At 58.6% G+C, this 19191-nt stretch carries 16 protein-coding genes; 4 read left to right on the top strand and 12 right to left on the bottom strand.

Going from position 1 to position 19191, the window contains the following annotated elements:
* Positions 1-208, top strand: a 208-nt coding sequence (locus tag ABLU87_RS00005; protein WP_241183536.1) for a hypothetical protein, incomplete at its 5' end; no start/stop codon positions are given.
* A gap of 286 nt (positions 209-494) precedes the next feature.
* On the opposite strand, the gene ABLU87_RS00010 is transcribed toward ABLU87_RS00005, so the two are convergent.
* From ABLU87_RS00010 to ABLU87_RS00020, 3 genes are all read right to left on the bottom strand, one after another.
* Entirely contained in the window at positions 495-1295 is an 801-nt protein-coding gene (locus tag ABLU87_RS00010) for a PhnD/SsuA/transferrin family substrate-binding protein (RefSeq protein WP_109240576.1), read from the bottom strand.
* Positions 1288-2271 (bottom strand): fatty acid desaturase, encoded by a 984-nt coding sequence (locus ABLU87_RS00015; RefSeq protein ID WP_014229788.1) that lies wholly within the window; start codon positions 2269-2271, stop codon positions 1288-1290. The genes ABLU87_RS00010 and ABLU87_RS00015 overlap by 8 nt, the downstream gene beginning before the upstream one ends.
* A 104-nt stretch (positions 2272-2375) precedes the next feature.
* Positions 2376-3515, bottom strand: coding sequence for a multidrug effflux MFS transporter (locus tag ABLU87_RS00020; RefSeq protein ID WP_122116764.1), 1140 nt, complete (start codon positions 3513-3515; stop codon positions 2376-2378).
* A 94-nt stretch (positions 3516-3609) separates the two neighbouring features.
* On the opposite strand from ABLU87_RS00020, the gene ABLU87_RS00025 reads away from it, so the two are divergent.
* Positions 3610-4377: a helix-turn-helix transcriptional regulator gene (locus ABLU87_RS00025; RefSeq protein ID WP_122116765.1), complete on the top strand. Its 768-nt coding sequence runs from the start codon at positions 3610-3612 to the stop codon at positions 4375-4377.
* Here the strand turns inward: ABLU87_RS00025 and ABLU87_RS00030 are convergent.
* The 8 genes from ABLU87_RS00030 to ABLU87_RS00065 all read right to left on the bottom strand — a co-directional run bounded on the left by ABLU87_RS00030 (position 4362) and on the right by ABLU87_RS00065 (position 15140).
* Complete coding sequence (locus ABLU87_RS00030; protein WP_038424660.1) at positions 4362-5114, bottom strand: proteasome-type protease; 753 nt, start codon at positions 5112-5114, stop codon at positions 4362-4364. The genes ABLU87_RS00025 and ABLU87_RS00030 overlap by 16 nt on opposite strands.
* Before the next feature lie 18 nt (positions 5115-5132).
* Positions 5133-5948, bottom strand: coding sequence for a transglutaminase family protein (locus ABLU87_RS00035; protein WP_014229792.1), 816 nt, complete (start codon positions 5946-5948; stop codon positions 5133-5135).
* On the bottom strand, positions 5945-6874 hold the full coding sequence (locus ABLU87_RS00040; protein WP_004103215.1) for an alpha-E domain-containing protein: 930 nt from the start codon (positions 6872-6874) through the stop codon (positions 5945-5947). Before ABLU87_RS00040 ends, ABLU87_RS00035 begins: the two co-directional genes overlap by 4 nt.
* Positions 6868-8307, bottom strand: coding sequence for a circularly permuted type 2 ATP-grasp protein (locus ABLU87_RS00045; RefSeq protein ID WP_014229793.1), 1440 nt, complete (start codon positions 8305-8307; stop codon positions 6868-6870). Before ABLU87_RS00045 ends, ABLU87_RS00040 begins: the two co-directional genes overlap by 7 nt.
* Before the next feature lie 207 nt (positions 8308-8514).
* Positions 8515-9405, bottom strand: coding sequence for an alpha/beta hydrolase (locus ABLU87_RS00050; RefSeq protein WP_122116766.1), 891 nt, complete (start codon positions 9403-9405; stop codon positions 8515-8517).
* A gap of 21 nt (positions 9406-9426) precedes the next feature.
* A complete protein-coding gene (locus ABLU87_RS00055) occupies positions 9427-12207 on the bottom strand; it encodes a glycoside hydrolase family 3 N-terminal domain-containing protein (RefSeq protein WP_122116767.1) in 2781 nt (926 codons plus the stop codon).
* 83 nt (positions 12208-12290) lie between these two features.
* Positions 12291-13682, bottom strand: coding sequence for a carbohydrate porin (locus ABLU87_RS00060; RefSeq protein WP_122116768.1), 1392 nt, complete (start codon positions 13680-13682; stop codon positions 12291-12293).
* Positions 13683-13781: 99 nt separating this feature from the next.
* Positions 13782-15140: a glycoside-pentoside-hexuronide (GPH):cation symporter gene (locus ABLU87_RS00065; protein ID WP_025106155.1), complete on the bottom strand. Its 1359-nt coding sequence runs from the start codon at positions 15138-15140 to the stop codon at positions 13782-13784.
* Between the two features lie 514 nt (positions 15141-15654).
* Between ABLU87_RS00065 and ABLU87_RS00070 the strand changes: the two genes are divergently transcribed.
* On the top strand, positions 15655-17403 hold the full coding sequence (locus ABLU87_RS00070; RefSeq protein WP_122116769.1) for an alpha,alpha-trehalase: 1749 nt from the start codon (positions 15655-15657) through the stop codon (positions 17401-17403).
* A 104-nt stretch (positions 17404-17507) separates the two neighbouring features.
* On the opposite strand, the gene emtA is transcribed toward ABLU87_RS00070, so the two are convergent.
* Entirely contained in the window at positions 17508-18119 is a 612-nt protein-coding gene (gene emtA / locus ABLU87_RS00075) for a membrane-bound lytic murein transglycosylase EmtA (protein WP_009651970.1), read from the bottom strand.
* Between the two features lie 95 nt (positions 18120-18214).
* Between emtA and ldcA the strand changes: the two genes are divergently transcribed.
* A complete protein-coding gene (gene ldcA / locus ABLU87_RS00080) occupies positions 18215-19129 on the top strand; it encodes a muramoyltetrapeptide carboxypeptidase (protein WP_014229799.1) in 915 nt (304 codons plus the stop codon).
* Positions 19130-19191 lie beyond the last annotated feature (62 nt).

Here is a 19191-nt window from a genome sequence, read left to right on the forward strand (position 1 = left end):
GCCGGGTGCCTTGCTGCGGTTTTCTTCCCGGCTTGCGCTGCGCTTAGCCGGGCTAAAGGTTCACAACCGTCTGCGGATCGGTAGCCCGGACAGGCGCAACGCGCCGCCTCCGGGGAAGGTGCGCTGCCTGGTGCCTTGCTGCGGTTTTCTTCCCGGTGGCGCTGCGCTTAGCCGGGCTACAGGTTCACAACCGCCTGCGGATCGGTAGCCCGGACAGGCGCAATGCGCCGCCTCCGGGAAAGGTGCGCTGCCGGATGCTTTGCTGCGGTTTTCTTCCCGGCTTGCGCTTAGCCGCGCTACGGGTTCACAACCGCCTGCGGATCGGTAGCCCGGACAGGCGCAACGCGCCGCCTCCGGGAAAGGTGCGCTGCCGGATGCTTTGCTGCGGTTTTCTTCCCGGTGGCGCTGCGCTTAGCCGGGCTACGGGTTCACAACCGCCTGCGGGCCGGTAGCCCGGGCAAGGCGCTTGCGCCGCGGCCCGGGGAAATTGCCGCCTACAGCCGCACAACGCCCCTGGCCGCCGCCTCATCACGCCACGCCAGCAGGGGCTGATAGTCCGCGCGCCGCATATCGCTGTAGCCGCAGATAAACAGCGCTTCGCAAAGCGGCCGGTAGCGTTCATCGCTCACCAGCTGCTGCAATGCCTCTCTCAGCAGCCCCAGCGTCGCCGCGGACGTCGTCGCCGACGTAATCAGCGGCAGACCCGGGGCGAGCGGGCTGCGCGCAATCACCGCCAGCCCCGCCAGCGCCTCCGGCTGATGACGCTGCAGCAGCGCCCAGGTCACGCAATCAATAGCGGCAATATCCGCCGTCCCCTGCTGAAGTTCACGCAGCGACTGGCGATGGCTGCCGCTAAACGCGACCGCCGAGAAGAAACGCCCATCGCGCGACAGCGGCGCGACCATTTTTAACAGCACGTTATAGCCGGACTGGGAATCCGGCGAATTGCACACGACCCGGCGCCCGCGAAAATCCGCCAGCGTCTGACCACCGTCCGCCTCACGTACCGCCAGCAGGCTGCGGTAGTTCCGCCCTTCGCATCCGGGCGCGGAATAGTGAAAACAGCCGACCGTTTGCACTGCCGGCAGCCGCGTCATCAGCGGATAACCGCAGGTCTGGCTCAACAGCAGCGCCGGATGGCGCCAGTGCGTCAGCAGATCCTCAGGTACCTGATACGACAGCGTATCCTCCTCCACCACGCCGCGGGCCGCCAGCAGCTGCCGCACCGCCCGCCAGAGCGCCTGAGTATCCTCGTCATTCACCGCGTACATCGGAAACGCCAGCCTTTCACTCATGCTCTTCATCCGCCTTACCCTGCTGGTTGAAGCCGGGATGGGCATTCACCGCCACCGGCCTGGCAAAAAAATGCCGCAGCCATTCACCGTAGCCGCGCACCACAAACCCGGCGTTGCGCCGCTGATACTCCGCCTGATTATGCAGATAGATTTTTCGCAGCCCGTACCACGGTACCCCCGGCAAATCGTGATGCACTGAATGGTAGTTGAGATTGAGGAACAGCACCCGCCAGACCAGCCCCGCCTCGTTAATCACCGAACGGGCCAGCGGATCGTCCGCGGCGCGGTGTTCAAGGAAAGAGCGCACTTTGGTCAACGCCAGCGCCGGGTAGCTGATAGCCAGCACGAAGTAAAGCGGCGAAAAGCCGAGGTGATTCATCCACGCGAACAGCGCCGCCAGCAGCAGGCCGTGAACCAGCCACATCGCTATTGTGTTCACCCGCCGGTGTCGAAATGCCGCCAGCGCGCTGCCGAGCGTCTGGGCAATATCCAGCAGCGGCGCCACCAGCAGCCTGCCGATAAACGTATTGCGCAGATGAATAAGGCTACGCTGCCAGGGGGCAAAACGCTGCCAGCTCTGCGGCGTAAAATAGTAGGATTCCGGATCGTCAACCGGCTGCGTCAGCAAATGATGATGATGGTGCGCCAGGTGCGAGTCGCGGTACAGCCCGTAGGGATACCAGACCGCCAGCGGCAGGGTCCCCAGCAGCTGGTTAAACCATGGTCGCGACGTGGGGTGACCGTGAATAAGCTCATGCTGCAATGACATATACCAGGCGGTGAACCAGATGAGCAGCAGCGTGGCGGGGAAAATGCCCAGCTCGCGCCACCAGGCCAGCGAGGCAAACCAGCCGCCGTAGACGGCAACGATCAGTAGCCAGGTGGGCAGCTCGCTGCGCCACAGCCAGCTACGGGAAAACTGATGAATCCGCTCGCGCTGCTGCGGATGCAGATAGACCGACCTGCTTTTTGCCATTCCTGCCACTGCCTTTTCGCGTTATCGTTTGATCCTCCGAAGATGTGAGATAACGCGTTAAATAACAAAGAATTTAAATCGCTTAGCTTTGCCAGAAAATCACCTTAGCCCTCGTTGAGCACGATGATATAACGCCACCCGGCGAGCATACTCACGCCCGCGCACGCCAGCAGCGACGCACCCAGCGATTGCCCCCACCCGGCCGCCAGCAGACCGGCGCCAATCAGGACATAATAAAACAGGCCGAAAAAGGCGCCGGCGGTGCCCCGACAGTCGCCGTAGGCGCTCAGCGCCGACCCCAGCACCAGCGGGATCGCCATGGCCCAGGCAAGGGTGACCAGCGCAACCGGCGCCACAAACCAGATTGATTCCCGCAGCACGTACACCGCGACGCCGCCGGCTAAGTGCAGAATGCAGGCGATGGCGAGTATCCGCCCCAGCGAGACATTCCGACGCAGCAGCCGGTGGTTAAGCAGCGCGCCGAGCAGCGAACCCGCGGCAAGCGCCATACCGCTGTAGCCAAACGTCAGGGCATCAAGATCGAATCGGGCGAACAGAAACGGAGCCAGGCTGTAGTAGCTGAACAGGCTGACGTTAAATGCCGCCACCAGGATTGCCGCCAGGGCGATACGCGTATCGCCCACCATCCGCCGCAGCACGTGAAGAAACGGCCCTCTCCTGAGGTTTTGCGGACGCGTTTCCGGCATCAATGGCAGGCAGCCCAGCAGAAGCGCGGCGGCCAAAAGCGCCAGCGCGCTGAATACGCCGCGCATCCCCCAGAGGGCGGTCAACCCGCCGCCGATATAGACCCCGACGGCCGGGCTCACCGCCAGCGCCAGGCCGATAAACGAAAAAATTCCCGCCAGCTGCCGCCCGCGATAGCAGTCCCGCAGGACCGTCTGCGTCACCACTGAACCGGTTGCCGCGCCAGCGGCCGTGACGATCCGCGCCGCCAGCAGCAGCGAAAAATCCGTCGCCCACAGCGCCATCAGGCATCCCAATGCGTAAACCCCTAACCCCGCCAGCAGGGCCGGACGCCGGCCGTAGCGATCGCTGAATCCGCCCCACAGCAAAACGCCGACGGCAAAACCGATAAAGTACACGGAAAGGGTTAGCGCCGCCTGCGGCGCGCTCACGGAAAAACGGGCGCTGATATCGGTCAGCGCCGGGCTATAAATCGTTTCCGCTATTTGCGGAAACATCAGTAGCGCGGTCACCAGCACCAGCGCGGCACGTCCCAACATATCCACCTCCTGATTAACAAGAGGCGCTATTGTAGGGAAGCCGTTTATCGAACATTATAAACATAATGACTTTAAATATCGGAAATCAGACATTATGGCCTGGCTTGACGCTGACGCGGCATTCGATCCGGATGCGTTGAAAAGTAGCCTGATTGGCGTGCAGTCGGCGCTCGGTAACCACGACTCCGGCAGCCACCGGCATAAGATGGCGCAGATCCTGTTTACCCGTCAGGGATGCGTGCGTTTAACGCTCGACGATGGCGCCCTGCTGTGCCTGCTGCCGCCGGGGCGCGCGGCGTGGATCCCCGCTGAAGTCAGCCATCGCGCGGAGATGAAAAACATTGTCGACTATCGTTCCGTCTGGTTTCAGCCGCAGCGTTACCCTCAGTTGCCAACGCAGTCGGCGATACTCAACGTGGTGCCGCTGCTGCGCGAACTATTAGAGCGCATCAGCGCCAGCCCCTGGGATACCGACTGGGAGGCCGAGCAGGCACGGCATCTCGCCGCCCTGTGCCAGGCGGAAATTCGCGCCGCCGCGCGGGAGCCGATGATGCTCGCGCTGCCGCAGGATAAACGGCTGGCGATGGTTTGCGGCGACGCGCTGCCGCCGCCGCTTGGGACGCTCGCTGCCCGCTGCGGCGCCAGCGAAAAAACCATCAGCCGACTGTTTCGCCGCGATACCGGGATGTCCTACCAGCAGTGGCGTCAACAGTGGCGATTAATGAAAGCGGTCGAGATGCTGGCAACCGGGGAGCGGATTACCGATACGGCGCAGGCGCTCGACTTCGCCAGCGACAGCGCCTTTATCTACTTCTTCCGCACCATGACCGGCATGACGCCGGGGCGTTATTTTTCCGCCTGATTGTGGCCGCCCGGCGTGAACGGCGGCAGCTTCAGAAAGGTGCTCTGCAGCCCTTCGGACCACGCTTTGCGAATGGTATTGAAATAGGGATCGTTTTCGGTGATCCGATGCTGTTCGGCGCTGCTCAGGCTACCGCTGCGGTACAGCAGGGTGTCCAGCGGCAGCCCCACCGAAAGATTGCTGCGCAGGGTGGAGTCGATCGAAATCAGCGCGCAGCACATCGCCTGCTCCAGGGGGGTATCGATGGTCAGAACCCGGTCGATAATCGGCTTGCCGTATTTGCTCTCGCCAATCTGGAAATAGGGCGTGTCGCGCGTGGCTTCAATAAAGTTGCCTTCCGGATAGATATGAAACAGCCGGTGCGTTTCGCCGGCGATCTGCCCGCCGAGCAGCAGGTTGCAGTTGAAGTTGGTATTGCCGCAGTTCTGCTGGTTGCTGCTGTCGCGCTGAATCACCTCCTGTAAGGTTTTGCCGATCAGCATCGCCGCGTCGTATAGCGAGGTCACCTGCATCAGGTTAGGCTCCTGCTGGGTGCGAATGCGGGCGCTGAGCAGGCTAATCACGCTCTGAGTGGTGGCCAGGTTGCCCGCCGACTGCAGGACCATGACCCGTTCGCCATCCTGATGGAAAACGTGCAGTTTTTTAAACGTTGCAATATGGTCCACTCCCGCGTTGGTGCGGGAGTCTGAGGCAAATACCAGTCCATCTGACAAACACATGGCCACACAGTAGGTCATCGTTTTTTGTTCCTGCCGTTATTGCTGCTGCGCCTGCTGCGAATGCTCGCGCACTTCAGCGTTAGTTAACATGATTTCCCCCCCGCCGCCGAGGCGGGTGCCGCGTACCGGGCACGCATCAAGATAGTCCAGCCCGGTCGCCAGCCGCAAATGTTGATTCAGGCTGCGCGTGTTATTGGTGATATCAAACGACTGCCAGCGCTCGTTGAGCCACACTTCGGCCCAGGCGTGCATGGCGACGTGCTCGGCGTTATCGCTGTAAACGTAGCCGCTGACGTAGCGCGCCGGGATCTCTAGCGCCCGGCAGCAGGCGAGAAACACGTGGGTGTGATCCTGGCAAACCCCTTTCGCGCGCGCAAAGGCATCGGCGGCGGAGTCCTGCACCTGGGTGGCGCCCGGCGAATAGGGCATTCTCAGCAGCAGCTCGGCCATTAACCGGTTCAGGCTCTCCTCCTGCGCCTCCGGCTGATACCAGCGCTGGGCGAATTCGCGGATCGGGCCGTCGGCGCGGGTGAGCGGCGTACAGCGCAAGAAAACCAGCGGCGACAGCAGCTCCTGCGGCTCCGCGCCGATGTCGTCCCCCTCTTCCGCGATATCGACGATCCCGCTGGCGCGGATGGTAATCTCTTTATGCGGATTATCCAGCGTCAGCACGTGCAGCACGTTGCCCCAGGCGTCGGTGGTGGCGACGGCGGAACCGTCCGGCAGGGTTAATGTCCAGGCGGTGATCTTCTGCCGACCGCTGCTGCGCGGCGTCAGGCGCAGATACTGGGTCGAAAACTTCACTTCTTCATCGTAGCCGTAGCGGGTCAGGTGATCGATAACCAGTTTCATAACGCCTCCAGATAGGTTTGTCTGATGCTGTCGGAAAGCGCGTTAATCCGCGCCAGCAGTGCATTAAGGGTGACCTGTAAATCGGCCTGCGCCAGATCGTCGCGGGTGCTGAAACGCAGGTCGACGTTGAGCTGGTGCGCCAGCCGCAGCGGCAAGTGCGAGCGGTCGTTGGCAATCTGTTCCAGCTGCCCGACGAGGTCGGAAATACTCGCTCTCAGCGATCTCGGCACATCGTTGCGCAGGATCAGCAGCTCCATCACCGTTTCGCGGCTGACCGGCTGGCGGTAAATGCTGTTGTAGGCCTCGCGGGCGCTGACCGCATTAAGTAGCGTATCCAGCCGGTAGTACTCGCGTACCGGATCGGGATCGCTGTTCAACTGCTGATCCTTAATCAACAGCAGCTGCGCGGTGGCGGATGCCCGCTCGATCAGCGTCCCGATCCCGATAAAGCTCAGGGCGTCGTTACGCAGCAGCGTGCCGAGGATCGCCCCGCGAAACAGATGTACCCGCTCTTTTACCCACTCAAAGAAAGCGTCGTTGCCCAGCTCGCCGATCCCCTGCTGGCGCAGCTTTCGCAGCTCAATGCGCGTGGCGTTGATGCTTTCCCACACCTCCGCCGACAAGCTGCCGCGCACCGCATGGGCGTTGTTCCACGCCATCTCGACGCAGCTGAAAATGCTGTACGGGTTGTTGCCGTCGAGCGCGAAAAAATTAAGCAGGTTGCTCATAGTGAAACGCGCGTGCCGCGCCTGAAACAGCTCATGGGTCAGCGACAGATTCAGCGGCAGGGCTAAATCCCGCGACTGCTGGCTGTGACGGGGGATCATCGACAGCTTCCAGGTCACGTCCAGCACCCGGGCATAGCTTTCTGCGCGCTCAAGGTAGCGCGCCATCCAGAAGAGTTCACTCGCTGTGCGGCTTAACATGATTCATCATCCTCCATCACCCAGGTATCCTTGGTGCCGCCGCCCTGCGACGAGTTCACCACCAGCGAGCCTTCGGTTAGCGCCACCCGCGTCAGCCCGCCGGGAACCAGGCGGATCTCCTGGCCGGAAAGGACGAAGGGACGTAAATCGATATGGCGCGGCGCCAGCCCCTCATCGACAAAGGTTGGGCAGGTCGACAGCGCCAGGGTGTCCTGGGCGATATAGTTGGCCGGATTCGCCAGCAGGCGCTGGCGAAACGCGTCGCGCTCCTCTTTGGTCGAGCGCGGGCCAACCAGCATGCCGTAGCCGCCCGCGCCGTGAACCTCTTTCACGACCATCAGTTCAAGATTGCTCAGCACGTAGCTGAGATCTTCCGCCTTACGGCACTGCCAGGTGGGAATATTGCTCAGGATCGGCTGCTCGCCCAGATAGAAGCGGATCATCTCCGGTACGAAGGGGTAGATCGATTTATCGTCGGCGACGCCGGTACCGATGGCGTTGGCCAGCACCACGCCCCCGGCGCGATACACCGACAGCAGCCCCGGAACGCCTAGCATGGAGTCGGCGCGGAAGGCCAGCGGGTCAAGGTACGCGTCGTCGATACGCCGGTAAATGACGTCCACGCGCCGCGGTCCTTCGGTGGTGCGCATATACACCGCCCCGGTTTTAATAAACAGATCCGCGCTTTCCACCAGCTCAACGCCCATCTGCTGGGCCAAAAAGCTGTGTTCAAAATAGGCGCTGTTAAACCGCCCCGGGGTCATCACCACCACGCACGGATCGTCCACCGGCGAGCTTTCGCGCAGCGTTTGCAGCAGATAGCTGGGGTAGCGTTCTACCGGCGCAATATGGTGCTGTTCGAACATTTCGGGATACAGCCGCATCATCATTTTGCGGTTTTCCAGCATATAGGAGACGCCGGAGGGGGTGCGCAGATTATCCTCCAGCACGTAGTACTGGCCGTCGCTGTTGCGCACCATATCGACTCCGGTGATATGGGCGTAGGTGTTATTGGGTAAATTTATCCCCTGCATACAGGGTTGATACTGTTCGTTCGCCAGCACCTGTTCGGCCGGGATCAGCCCCGCGCGAAGGATATTTTGATCGTGGTAGATATCGTAAAGAAAAGCGTTGAGCGCTTTCACCCGCTGGCGGATGCCGCGGTCAATTCGCTGCCACTCGCCGGCGGGAATAATACGCGGCACGCTGTCGAAAGGGATCAGTCGTTCGGTGCCCTCATCCTCGCCGTAGACGTTAAAGGTGATGCCGATGCGGTGAAAGAGCAGCTCCGCCTGCTCTTTCTTCTGCCGGATAGAGAATTGATCGGTACTGCGAAACCATTGCCACCAGGCGTTATAGTGCTGACGCTGCTCTCCCTGTGCGGTAAGCATCTCATCATAATAATGCCCGTCAGGAAGCGTTATTTTTATCATGGCCGTCTCCTCCGGTTGTACTCACTTTGAGGTAATCCCGGTAAGAGATAAGCATTAATTATGCCAGGTAACGCAGCGCGGCGGCGCGGCGTTACGCTGTTATGCCATGGCGCTGAATTGAATAAAAAACAATCAGACGCTTTGCTTATTTATGGCCTGTTTTTCGCTTAAAGCGCACCAATTTGGGGCAAGTCGATTCACGCGATACTAACGCGCCGCGAGCCACGCAGCGTAGCGCTCGGGCCACTCGACGCTAGGCGTACCGGCCCGGCCCAGCGCAAAACCGTGACCGCCGCTGGCGTAACGATACAGGGTGACCGGGACCTGATGCTGACGGCAGGCGGCGGCCATTATCAACGTATTGTGCGGATCGGAGACATTATCGTCCTCCGCCTGAACCAGAAAACAGGGCGGCGTCCGCGCGCTGACCCAGGTTTGTACCGACCAGGCGCGATCGACCGCCTCCGCGGCGTGAGGCCCGGCGAGGAGCCGATGGGTGGCGGTATGGGTGTACGGAGGTTCGAGGGAAATCACCGGATAAATCAGCGCGGCGCCGTCGGCCCGGGGCGGGGTGTCGTCCACGCCGTCGATCGGCGGGTAAGAGGCAAAATCGGCGCGACAGGCAGCCATTCCCGACAAATGTCCGCCGGCGGAAAACCCCAGAAGGCTGACTTTGGCTTCCCGCTGACGAATCAGGCGCAGCGCCCGCTGAGCGTCCTGCAGCGGAGCAAGGCCGCCCGCTTGCCACCCCTCCCCGGGAAGACGATAGGTCAGCACGTACGCGGTATAGCCGCGCATCGTTAGCCAGCGCGCGGCGGGCCAGGCCTCCTTCGCCATTTCAATGCGTCGATAGCCGCCGCCGGCAGCAATTAATACGCCGTGGCCGCGTGGCGCTGCGGGACGCCATACCGTCAGTTCAGGCTGGACGATATGGCTTAGCGCGCCGCGTGCCGATAAGCGAACGGGGCCGTCCGGTCCGCCGCCGCCGGGAGGCACGCCAGGCCACAGGCGGATCGTTTGCTGGCTTTCAGCGGCGCGAAGACGACCGCCCGCCAGCAGCGCGGCGGCGCTTAAAAACAAAAAATGGCGTCGGTTCATCGGCGGCTCCTGAGACGGAAATTAGTCATTAACGAGCCTGAGCTCCAGCCAGTCCACCACCAGACCCGGCTTGATAAAATCAAAGTCTACGCGATATTTCCCCGACTGTAGCTCAATCCGACACAGCTTCTGCACAATCTCACGACCGAGCGTACCGTTGGTCTGGATCGTCGCCACAAATTGTTCATTAAGCAGCAGGTTGCAGGCGGTTTGTGCGAGCGGCGCACCGTTAGCGTGAACGCTCACCAGCACGTCATATACCGCTGTTCGCTCAACGCTCAGCACCAGCTCCTCGTCGTAGCGCAGCCGCGACTGCTCGGCAATTTTAATTGCGCCAGGACAGGCCCCATCGCTCACAGGATCCGCCGCCAGGCGAATAATCCCCGCCCGCGGCATCTCCCCGCGCTTAAAGACCTGCGTCTGCATCATAAAGTCGAGGATGTTTATCGCGCAGCGCTGAAGCTCACCGAGCGTTAGCTCGCCTGTCGCCAGCGCCGCCAGGGTATTATCTCCCCCCGCATTAACTTCCGCGCCGTTATTATTGACCACCATATAAAGGTCGTTCTGCGCGCGGATCATCGCCGCGGTGTTGTGGGTGCTCGCCGCGCCGCCATCGATGGGATCGTTCATCGTTGCCCACCAGTCGGTCATCACGATCCCGCGAAAGCCCCACTCCTCGCGCAGTACGGTGGTGGTGAGATCGTAGTTGGATGCGGCATGGTGGCCGTTGACCGGGTTATAAGCGGTCATTACCGCATTTGCGCCGCCGGATTTCACCGCATACTCAAAACCTTTGAGATAGATTTCACGCAGCGCGCGCTCTGACACCACCGAATCCGCTTTGGCTCTGGCGAACTCCTGATTGTTGCAGGCAAAGTGCTTGAGGGTGGCAATCCCGCCGCCGCTGCGAATGCCGCGAACCACCGCCGCCGCCATCATCCCGGTGAGCAGCGGATCTTCGGAAAAGTACTCAAAATTACGCCCGTTCAGCGGATGGCGCTGGATGTTCATCCCCGGCCCTAACAGCAGGTCGATACCGTTGCGCAGCAGCTCTTTGCCTTCCATCACGTATAAGCGTTCCACGAGGATCGGGTCCCAGCTGGAGGCCAATAATGTACCGCTGGGAAGCAAAGTGGCCTTCGCGCCGTTATCCATGCGAATCCCGGATGGGCCGTCGGCGGTCGATGCCAGAGGAATGCCTTTTTCCAGCAGGCTGTCGGCTACGCCGCCAAAAGCCGATGCGACGCCGGGCGTCACTTTGTGGCTACACATGCCTTCTCCGCGCACCAGGCAGGCCAGTTCCTCAACAGACAGCTGAGCAACAAAGGCATTCATCGTGGTACGCCCTTCAGCCACGTCGTTGAGCGTCAGTCCCTGGTTACCGGTAAGGGTGATAGCCTCTGGCAAACGCTCCTCAATGCGCGCGCGCAGATTAATCTCCCGCCGCGGCACGTCCTCCCACTCGATCTGATAGCGCCCATCATCGCCGTCCGCGACCGGTTTTATACGTACGAAAGGCACCGTCGGCGCCAGCACCTGCTGATGGCAGGAGAGGATCCGCAGCGTTTTCTGCGCGTACCCCGCCTCGCCGTCAACCGGCAGCGGCTGTAAATCGCGCACGCTGTTACCAAGCAGCAAGCGATAAAGCCCTGGCTCCATCACATAACAGTGTGGATGCCCGGTCGCCCCGCTATCGTCCAGAGAAGCAAAGCGTTCCAGCGGAATTGATAACGTTAAGGTCTCGCTTTCCCCCGGTTGCAGCAGGCGAGTTTTGGCAAAAGCCACCAGCGCTTTGGCCGGTTTGCCGAGCGCCCCCTGCGGCGCCTGGAGGTAGATTTGCACCACTTCTTTTCCCGCGAAGCGCTCCCCGCGATTGGTCACGGTGACGGTCGCCTTGATCAGGTCGCCAAAGGTCTCCGCCCGCGCCGATTGCAGGGTGAAAGAGGTGTATGAGAGACCAAAGCCAAAGGGGAACTGCAGGCTCTGCGCAGAGAAGGTTTCGAAATAGCGATAGCCAACGTAGATATCTTCCTGGTAGAGATTTTTTTCTTCCGCACCCCAGCAGGGGGATGCCGGATGATCGTCCAGCGATATCACAATGCTGCCAACCAGCTTACCTGAAGGGGTCACATCACCGTATAGCAACGAGGCTGCGGCCTGTGCGCCGTGCGCGCCACCGTGCCAGACATACAGAAGCGCGCGAATGCGTTGACGCAGCAGCGGATCGTCAGCCCATGAGAGATCGATAAGCCCGGCGGTATTCAACACGACTGCCACTTCATCAAACTCTCGGCATACCTGGTGTAGCATGTGCTTCTCATCGGCCGTGAGCCGGTACCCGCCTTCAACATCGGCATTATCCTGATCTTCACCCGCGGTACGACCGAGGACAATAACCGCCTGGGTCGAGACGGCGCGGGCCTGACGAATCTGCTCATCGCTCAGCGGCATCTCCTGCTGGTACCAGGGTTCCGCTGCCCAGCCCCCTCCGCCGTTGTCGAAGGGATGTTGTTCAATCCAGCTTTCGTAAAGCGCAGCCAGTTGCTCATTGAGCCTGCCCCTGCTTCGCTCCCGCATCGCCTGCAGCAAGGTTGTGCTGCTCACCACGTTAACCGCCCCGCCGGAACCGGTACCGCTGCGATAGTAGTCAATCTGCGTACGGCCAAATAGTGAAACCGGCTGCAGAGGATTAAGTGGGAGCATTCCGCGATCGTTTCTCAGCAATACCGCGCCTTCGGCGGCAGCGGCAGTGGCAAATTCGGCAAACCCTTCCAGCGGAGTGCCCGCTTTACTGTCAAACATGGTGTAGTCCTGTTAACTCGAGCCTCCGCAGGAGGCGTAATGGCATAATGAACAGAGCCCGCACAATGCGGGCTCTGCTTTGATCAGAAGAAATATTTGAAACGTAGACGGCCGCCGTAGCGGGAGTCTTCATGTTTGTCGCCATCCGTTGGTTTCGCTTCAATCCACGAGGCGTAAGCGCCAAGGTAGATGTTGAAGTTCTTCATATCCATGACATTGGGGAACAGGTACGATGCGTGAATGGTGTGGATATCGTAGTCACCCACGTTGGAGATCCAGCAGCCATCGTCGCAGGTAGAGACATAATTAGCCGAGTTAAACTTGTCGATTTTGTTGTGGGCGTAGATGTAACCCAGTTCAAAACGATGCCAGAGGGAGTTAATAGCTGCGGTGAAATCCTTCTCATCGGAGGCATCCATATAGGCCACGTTCAGGTTAGTGGTGACCCCATCTTCCGGATCGGTTTTTTGTCCATTCCATGACATCGTCAAGCCATAGCCGGTACGGTCCGACTGGTCGACCCAACTGCCGCGATTGTCGTAATAACCGTAAGCATTCTTCACGACGTTCTTTTCCATCGCTACTGCGGTAGAGAAGCGACCGCTATTCCACGCAATCACCGGACGTAAATAGGCGACGTTTTTCTCATTTTCCAGGGTATTGCCGTGATAGCTGGAGTCCTGGAACAGCGTACTGCCGTTTTCCACCAGGTTATTAAGTTCGAAATACCAGTTATCTATCGTTTTACTGAGCAGGAAGTTGCCGCCGCTGCTGCTACGGCCGCGGCCCTCTTTCATCATGTAAATATAGCCGTAGCCATCGCTATAGAGGTCGTTAGCCGTGTTGCCGGAATATTCGATAAACGTATCCTGATTCAGCGGGAACATATCGTAGGCCTCGAAACGACCAACTTTTACCTTCCAGTCATCTTCCCTGCCAAAGAAGAATACCGCATCGTCAAGGTTCATTTTACCGGTCATATCAGCCAGCGGCTGGGCGGAGAAACCGGCAAAATTGCCGTTATCCATTTTGCGCATACCATCGAAGCCCAGCAGAATACGGCCGTTAATATCCCAACGTTCTTTAGTACCCGGCGCCCAGTTTTTATTCGAAGAGGTTTTTACCGACGTCAGGCTACCGCTACCGCTGGCACCATCCATATTGAATTCCACATCACCATAAAACTTCAGGTCGCCATAGCCTGAGAGCGTAAGTTTCGTAGGAGTCGCGCCGGGAACGACCGGCTCAGCGGCATCGACTTTCACCGCCGGCGCGGTTTTTGCTGGCGTTGTTTGCTGTTGTTTAAGCGTTTGTATCTGCGCTTCAGCGTCCGCGGCGCGCTGTTCAGCGTTAATTAATCTTTGCTCCAGTTGCGCAAGGCGCTGGTCAATATCGGCAGAGGTATTATTTTTTGCTGCTATCACATTAGAGGACATAATGGCGCCAATAGCCAAAGCCATATATTTTATTTTCATTTGAATATCCCTAAATTAATTATTGTTTATTTCATTCAGGATACACCTGTGGCTATGTGAAGATGAATTCACAACGCCACAAGTGTTATTCTGTTATTTTCAGGACTCGGCAAAAGTTCCTTTTTTCAAATCATCAACAATGCCATTCATTCTATTTTCTGTTAAGCCATAGAATTTAATAGAGACTGCGGTAAGAACATAGAAAATTGACGGTACCAGGGTGAACAATAGCACTACGCCATGTACCGCAGAGGCTGGTTGCACCGTGGTGTTAGCCGCGTAATGGTAGTAAGCCAGCACCCATCCAAGAATCGCACCACCAACGGCTACGCCGAGCTTAATCACAAAAATATTCGCCGCGACGTTCATTCCAGTGATACGACGCTGGGTTTTCCATTCACCATAGTTATTCACGTCGGTAATCATCGACCACTGCAGCGCGCCGTTGCCGCCCTGAATAATAGAGATCAGAATATGCACGCCGAGCACCAGCACCCAATATTGTACCGGCACCATAAAGCATACGACGCCCAGCGCAGCGGTGACGAGATTTATCCAGAAAGAGAGTCTGACCTTACAGAAACGCGTACCAAACGGTTTTGCCAGCACCGAACCCAGCATGGAGGCAAACATCCCGCCGAGCATGAATATTGTAATAACGTCCGCACCTTTATTCAGCACGCTATTGACGTAATATACCACCGCCCCGCCGCGAATCACCACGGCAACCAGCATCATAAAGTTGTAAACGGAGAGAATACGCCACTGATCGTTGCGGAAAAGAATTTTCACATCTCGGGCAATATTCAGATTTTCTTCTTTGATCGGCTGGACGCGCTCTTTAGTGGTCGCGAAACAGACGACAAACATCAGGCAGCCGATAACGCCAAATATCGCCATGGAGACCTGAATACCCGTCGCCCGATCGCCAGGATAAAGAAGATCAGCCAGCGGTAAAATAAACGCGGTACCCAGCGCGCCGCCAATCGGCGTGATGGCAAAACGCCAGGATTGCAGAGAGAGGCTTTCACGCGGATCGGAAGTCAGCGCCGCACCCAGCGAGCAGTAAGGAATATTAATGGCGGTGTACATCAACGTCATAAATATATATGCCGCAACCGCATAAACCACTTTCCCCGAGTCGGAGAAAGACGGTATGGAGTAAACCAGCACGCAGCTCACGGCAAAAGGTACGCAGATAGCCAGCAGCCACGGACGGAAGCGCCCCCAGCGGGTTGAGGTGGCATCCGCAATCGCCCCCATAATCGGATCGGTAATCGCATCCAGCAGACGAACCAGCAAAAACATCGTCCCCATCACGGCGGGCGGTAGACCATAAATATCGGTATAGAAGTAGGCTAAGATGGCAACGGAGGAGTCAAATACAATATGGCTCGCTGCGTCCCCCAGGCTGTAACCTACTTTTTCTCTGACAGAAATTTTGTCGCCAGCAGACATACATCACTCCTTTACGAAAAAATGAAACCGGTTTCTGTAATGTCTGCATTTTTTACTTTTCTCTCCTACAGATGCCATTATGTTTTTTTATTAATTATTTATGTTTTTTTATTTATGTGATCCTGTCAGCCTTCAATGGTATTAGAACCCGTTTTTTTGTTTGGCAGATCACATGTTTTAATACTTCGCTAACTTTTTTCAGGCGACAGGGATGAGCAGATAAAAATGCCATATAGGAATACCATGCCGCTTGTCTATTTATTTTTCTTATTCGCGGATTATGTTTTTTATCAATTGCCAGATATTCAGCGAAAATATCCCCCGAAGTACCCTACAAGACAGCGCTGTTTTAACCGCCAATATTTTGTCGGTGCGGAACAGAGCAGCGCCCGGTAAATACTCTGTTTTCGCGTAAAATGTTACCTCGGACACGCGCAGCGGCGGATATTCGTCTAAGGTTTTCTGATGGCCGAATGCAGTGGCACATAGTCTGCAATGATAAGGAGAACAATCTATGACGAGCCCCGTTTCCCGTCGCCCCGCTACCCTGCCTTTTGCTCTTCGTCTGGCGCTAGGAGGCGCGTTTGTCGCCCTGGCGACGTTGACGGCTCAGGCTGAAGAAACCCGTCCCACCCCGCAATCACCCGATATCCTGCTCGGTCCGCTATTTAACGATGTGCAAAGCGCGAAACTTTTTTCTGACCAGAAAACGTTTGCTGACGCCATTCCGAACGGCGACCCGCTGATGATCCTTGCCGATTATCGTATGCAGAAAAGCCAGACCAGCTTTGATTTGCGGCACTTCGTCGAACTCAACTTTACCCTGCCTCGCGAAAACGACCAGTACGTTCCGCCAAAAGGACAAACGCTGCGCCAGCATATCAACGGATTATGGCCCGTACTGACCCGCAGTACCGTCGACGTCGAAAAATGGGATTCGCTGCTGCCGCTGCCAAAGCCCTACGTGGTGCCCGGCGGACGCTTTCGCGAAGTCTATTACTGGGACAGCTACTTCACCATGCTCGGTCTCGCTGAGAGCGGCCACTGGGATAAAATTGAAGATATGGTGACCAACTTCGCCGCGGAGATCGACGCCTGGGGCCATATTCCCAACGGCAACCGCACCTACTATCTGAGCCGCTCGCAGCCGCCGTTCTTCCCGTTTATGGTTGAACTGCTGGCCACGCACGAGGGCGATGAGGCGCTCAAAAAATGGCTGCCGCAGATGGAGAAAGAGTACCAGTACTGGATGGATGGCGCTGAGGCGCTTGAGCCCGGCAGCGCCAGTAAGCGCGTGGTGCGGATGGCCGACGGCGCCCTGCTCAACCGCTACTGGGACGATAACGACACGCCGCGTCCGGAATCCTGGCTGGACGACGTCACAACCGCCAAAAACAATCCCAACCGCCCGGCCACTGAAATCTACCGCGATCTGCGCTCCGCCGCGGCATCCGGCTGGGACTTCAGCTCCCGCTGGATGGATAACCCGCAGCAGCTCGGCACCATCCGCACCACCTCGATTGTTCCGGTCGATCTGAACTCGCTGATGTTCCACATGGAAAAAACCATCGCCCGCGCCAGTAAAGCGGCAGGGGATAGCGCTAAATCCGCGCAGTATGACGCATTAGCCAACGCCCGTCAGAAAGCGCTGGAGAAATATCTGTGGAACGATAAAGAGGGCTGGTACGCCGATTACGATCTGAAAAGTCATAAGGTGCGCAATCAGCTGACCGCCGCGGCGCTGTTCCCGCTGTACGTCAACGCCGCCTCCAGCGAACGCGCCGCGAAGGTCGCCGCCGCCACCGAAGCGCGACTGCTCAAGCCCGGCGGCCTGACCACCACGACCGTCAATAGCGGCCAGCAGTGGGATGCGCCGAACGGCTGGGCGCCGCTGCAGTGGGTCGCCGCTGAAGGCCTGCAAAAGTATGGCCAGCAGAAAATCGCAATGGAGGTGAGCTGGCGGTTCCTCAGCAACGTTCAGCACACCTACAACAGCGAACAGAAGCTGGTGGAAAAATATGATGTCAGCTCGACCGGAACCGGCGGCGGTGGCGGAGAGTATCCGCTACAGGACGGCTTTGGCTGGACCAACGGCGTCACCCTGAAGATGCTGGACCTGGTGTGTCCGAAAGAGAAGCCGTGTGACTCCGTCCCCACCGCGCGCCCGGCGGCGAATGACGACAACGGCAAAGCAGCGGACGCCTCGGCGCAGCCTGCCGCTCAGCAGCCGGCTGCGGTAGAGGAGAAAAAAGTCGCGCCGTAAACCTCCGCGCGGCGGGGGCCCGCCGCGCGTCTTTATCAATGTGCAGTTCCAGAATCGGCCGGGCCGATGGCTCCCCGGCAAGCTGAGCCTGCGGGGAGCGCCCTTTACATGGCGTCCAGCGCCTTCTGCAGCTTCCAGATATAGCGCGGCGCCTGCGGTGCCGGGTGCTTTTTCACCACGTGCTCAAAGAAATCATCGGCGTCCATATCGTTAATCTCTTCAATCGCATCCTGGCGATTGGACGAGAACGTCCGCAGCAGCGCGCCCGCGCCGTTGGCATAGGACACCACCACCGCATAGCGCATCACCTGCGGGTCTTTAATCCCCGCCAGCGGACCGTTTTCGAGGATGCTGAGGTAGGCCGCCCCCATCGAAATATTGCGCTCGGGATTCTTCAGCTCGCTCACCGAAGGATCTCCGCTCCAGCCCATCCGCCGGTAAACATCGCGACCGGAGGTCGAGGGCTTCAGCTGCATCAGGCCAACCGCGCCGGATTTGCTAACCACCGTCGGGTTACCGCCGGATTCAATGGCGATGATGGCGGTAATCAGCTGGGGATCGACGCCCCACGCCGCACCGGCTTTTTCGCTGATTGGCATCCACTGCATCGCCCGCTTAACCGGGACTTCCGGGTTCCACGGCGGGTTACGATAATCGTGTTTTGAACTACAACCGGCCAACAATACACATAAAAAAACACACCATCTCAATTTCACACATCTATCCTTATTGGCTGAAGTTTGCCGCACGGAGATGACAATAAACGCTCCAGGCGGCATGATAACCCTTTCATTCTTAGCAAGGAATTGTCATGTCTCAGTTTTATCTCGTCGCCCCTTCCGGTTACTGCATCAACCAAGAGGCGGCGTATCGCGGCGTGCAGCGTCTGCAGGAGGCCGGGCACCAGGTCGCGCACCAGGAAGTCATTCCCCGCCGGGCGCTGCGCTTTGCCGGAACTGAGAATGAACGCCTTGCCGATATCAACCAGCTCGCCGCCCTCGCCGGTAAAAACCGCATCGTGCTGGCGGTACGCGGCGGCTACGGCGCGACTCGCCTGCTGCCGCAGATTGACTGGCAGGCGCTGATCGCCCGCCAGCAGCAGGATCCGCTGCTTATTTGCGGCCACAGCGATTTCACCGCCATCCAGCTGGGGCTGCTGGCAAAGGGTAGCATAATCACTTTTAGCGGGCCGATGCTGGCGGGAAACTTCGGCGCTGAAACGCTGAACGAATTTACCGAGCACCATTTCTGGCAGGCGCTGCGCAACCCGGCGTTTACGCTTGAATGGCACGGTGAAGGCCCGGACTGTCGCGCCGACGGCACGCTGTGGGGCGGCAACCTGGCGATGCTGACCTCGCTTATCGGCACCCCGTGGATGCCGCAGATTAGCGACGGAATTCTGGTGGTGGAAGATATTAACGAACACCCGTTCCGCGTCGAACGCATGCTATTACAGCTGCTCAACAGCGGTATTCTCGCGCGCCAGCGGGCGATTATCCTCGGCAGTTTTACCGGCGCAAACGCCAACGACTACGATGCCGGATACGATCTGCCGATGGTATACGACTACCTTCGCCAGCAGCTTAACATTCCGGTCATCAGCGGCCTGGATTTCGGTCACGAGCAGCGTACGGTCACCCTGCCGCTTGGCGCCAGAGCATTGCTGGTCAACAACGCATCCATCACCACGTTAAGCATCAGCGGCCACCCGGTTCTAGCGGAATAAAAATTCCTCTAACGCATATCCCGATCGGCGTCAGATTGTTAAAATGGTGTAGTTTTTAATTT

The organism is Klebsiella sp. CB_Kp196, from assembly GCF_040061575.1.
GTDB lineage: Bacteria > Pseudomonadota > Gammaproteobacteria > Enterobacterales > Enterobacteriaceae > Klebsiella > Klebsiella michiganensis.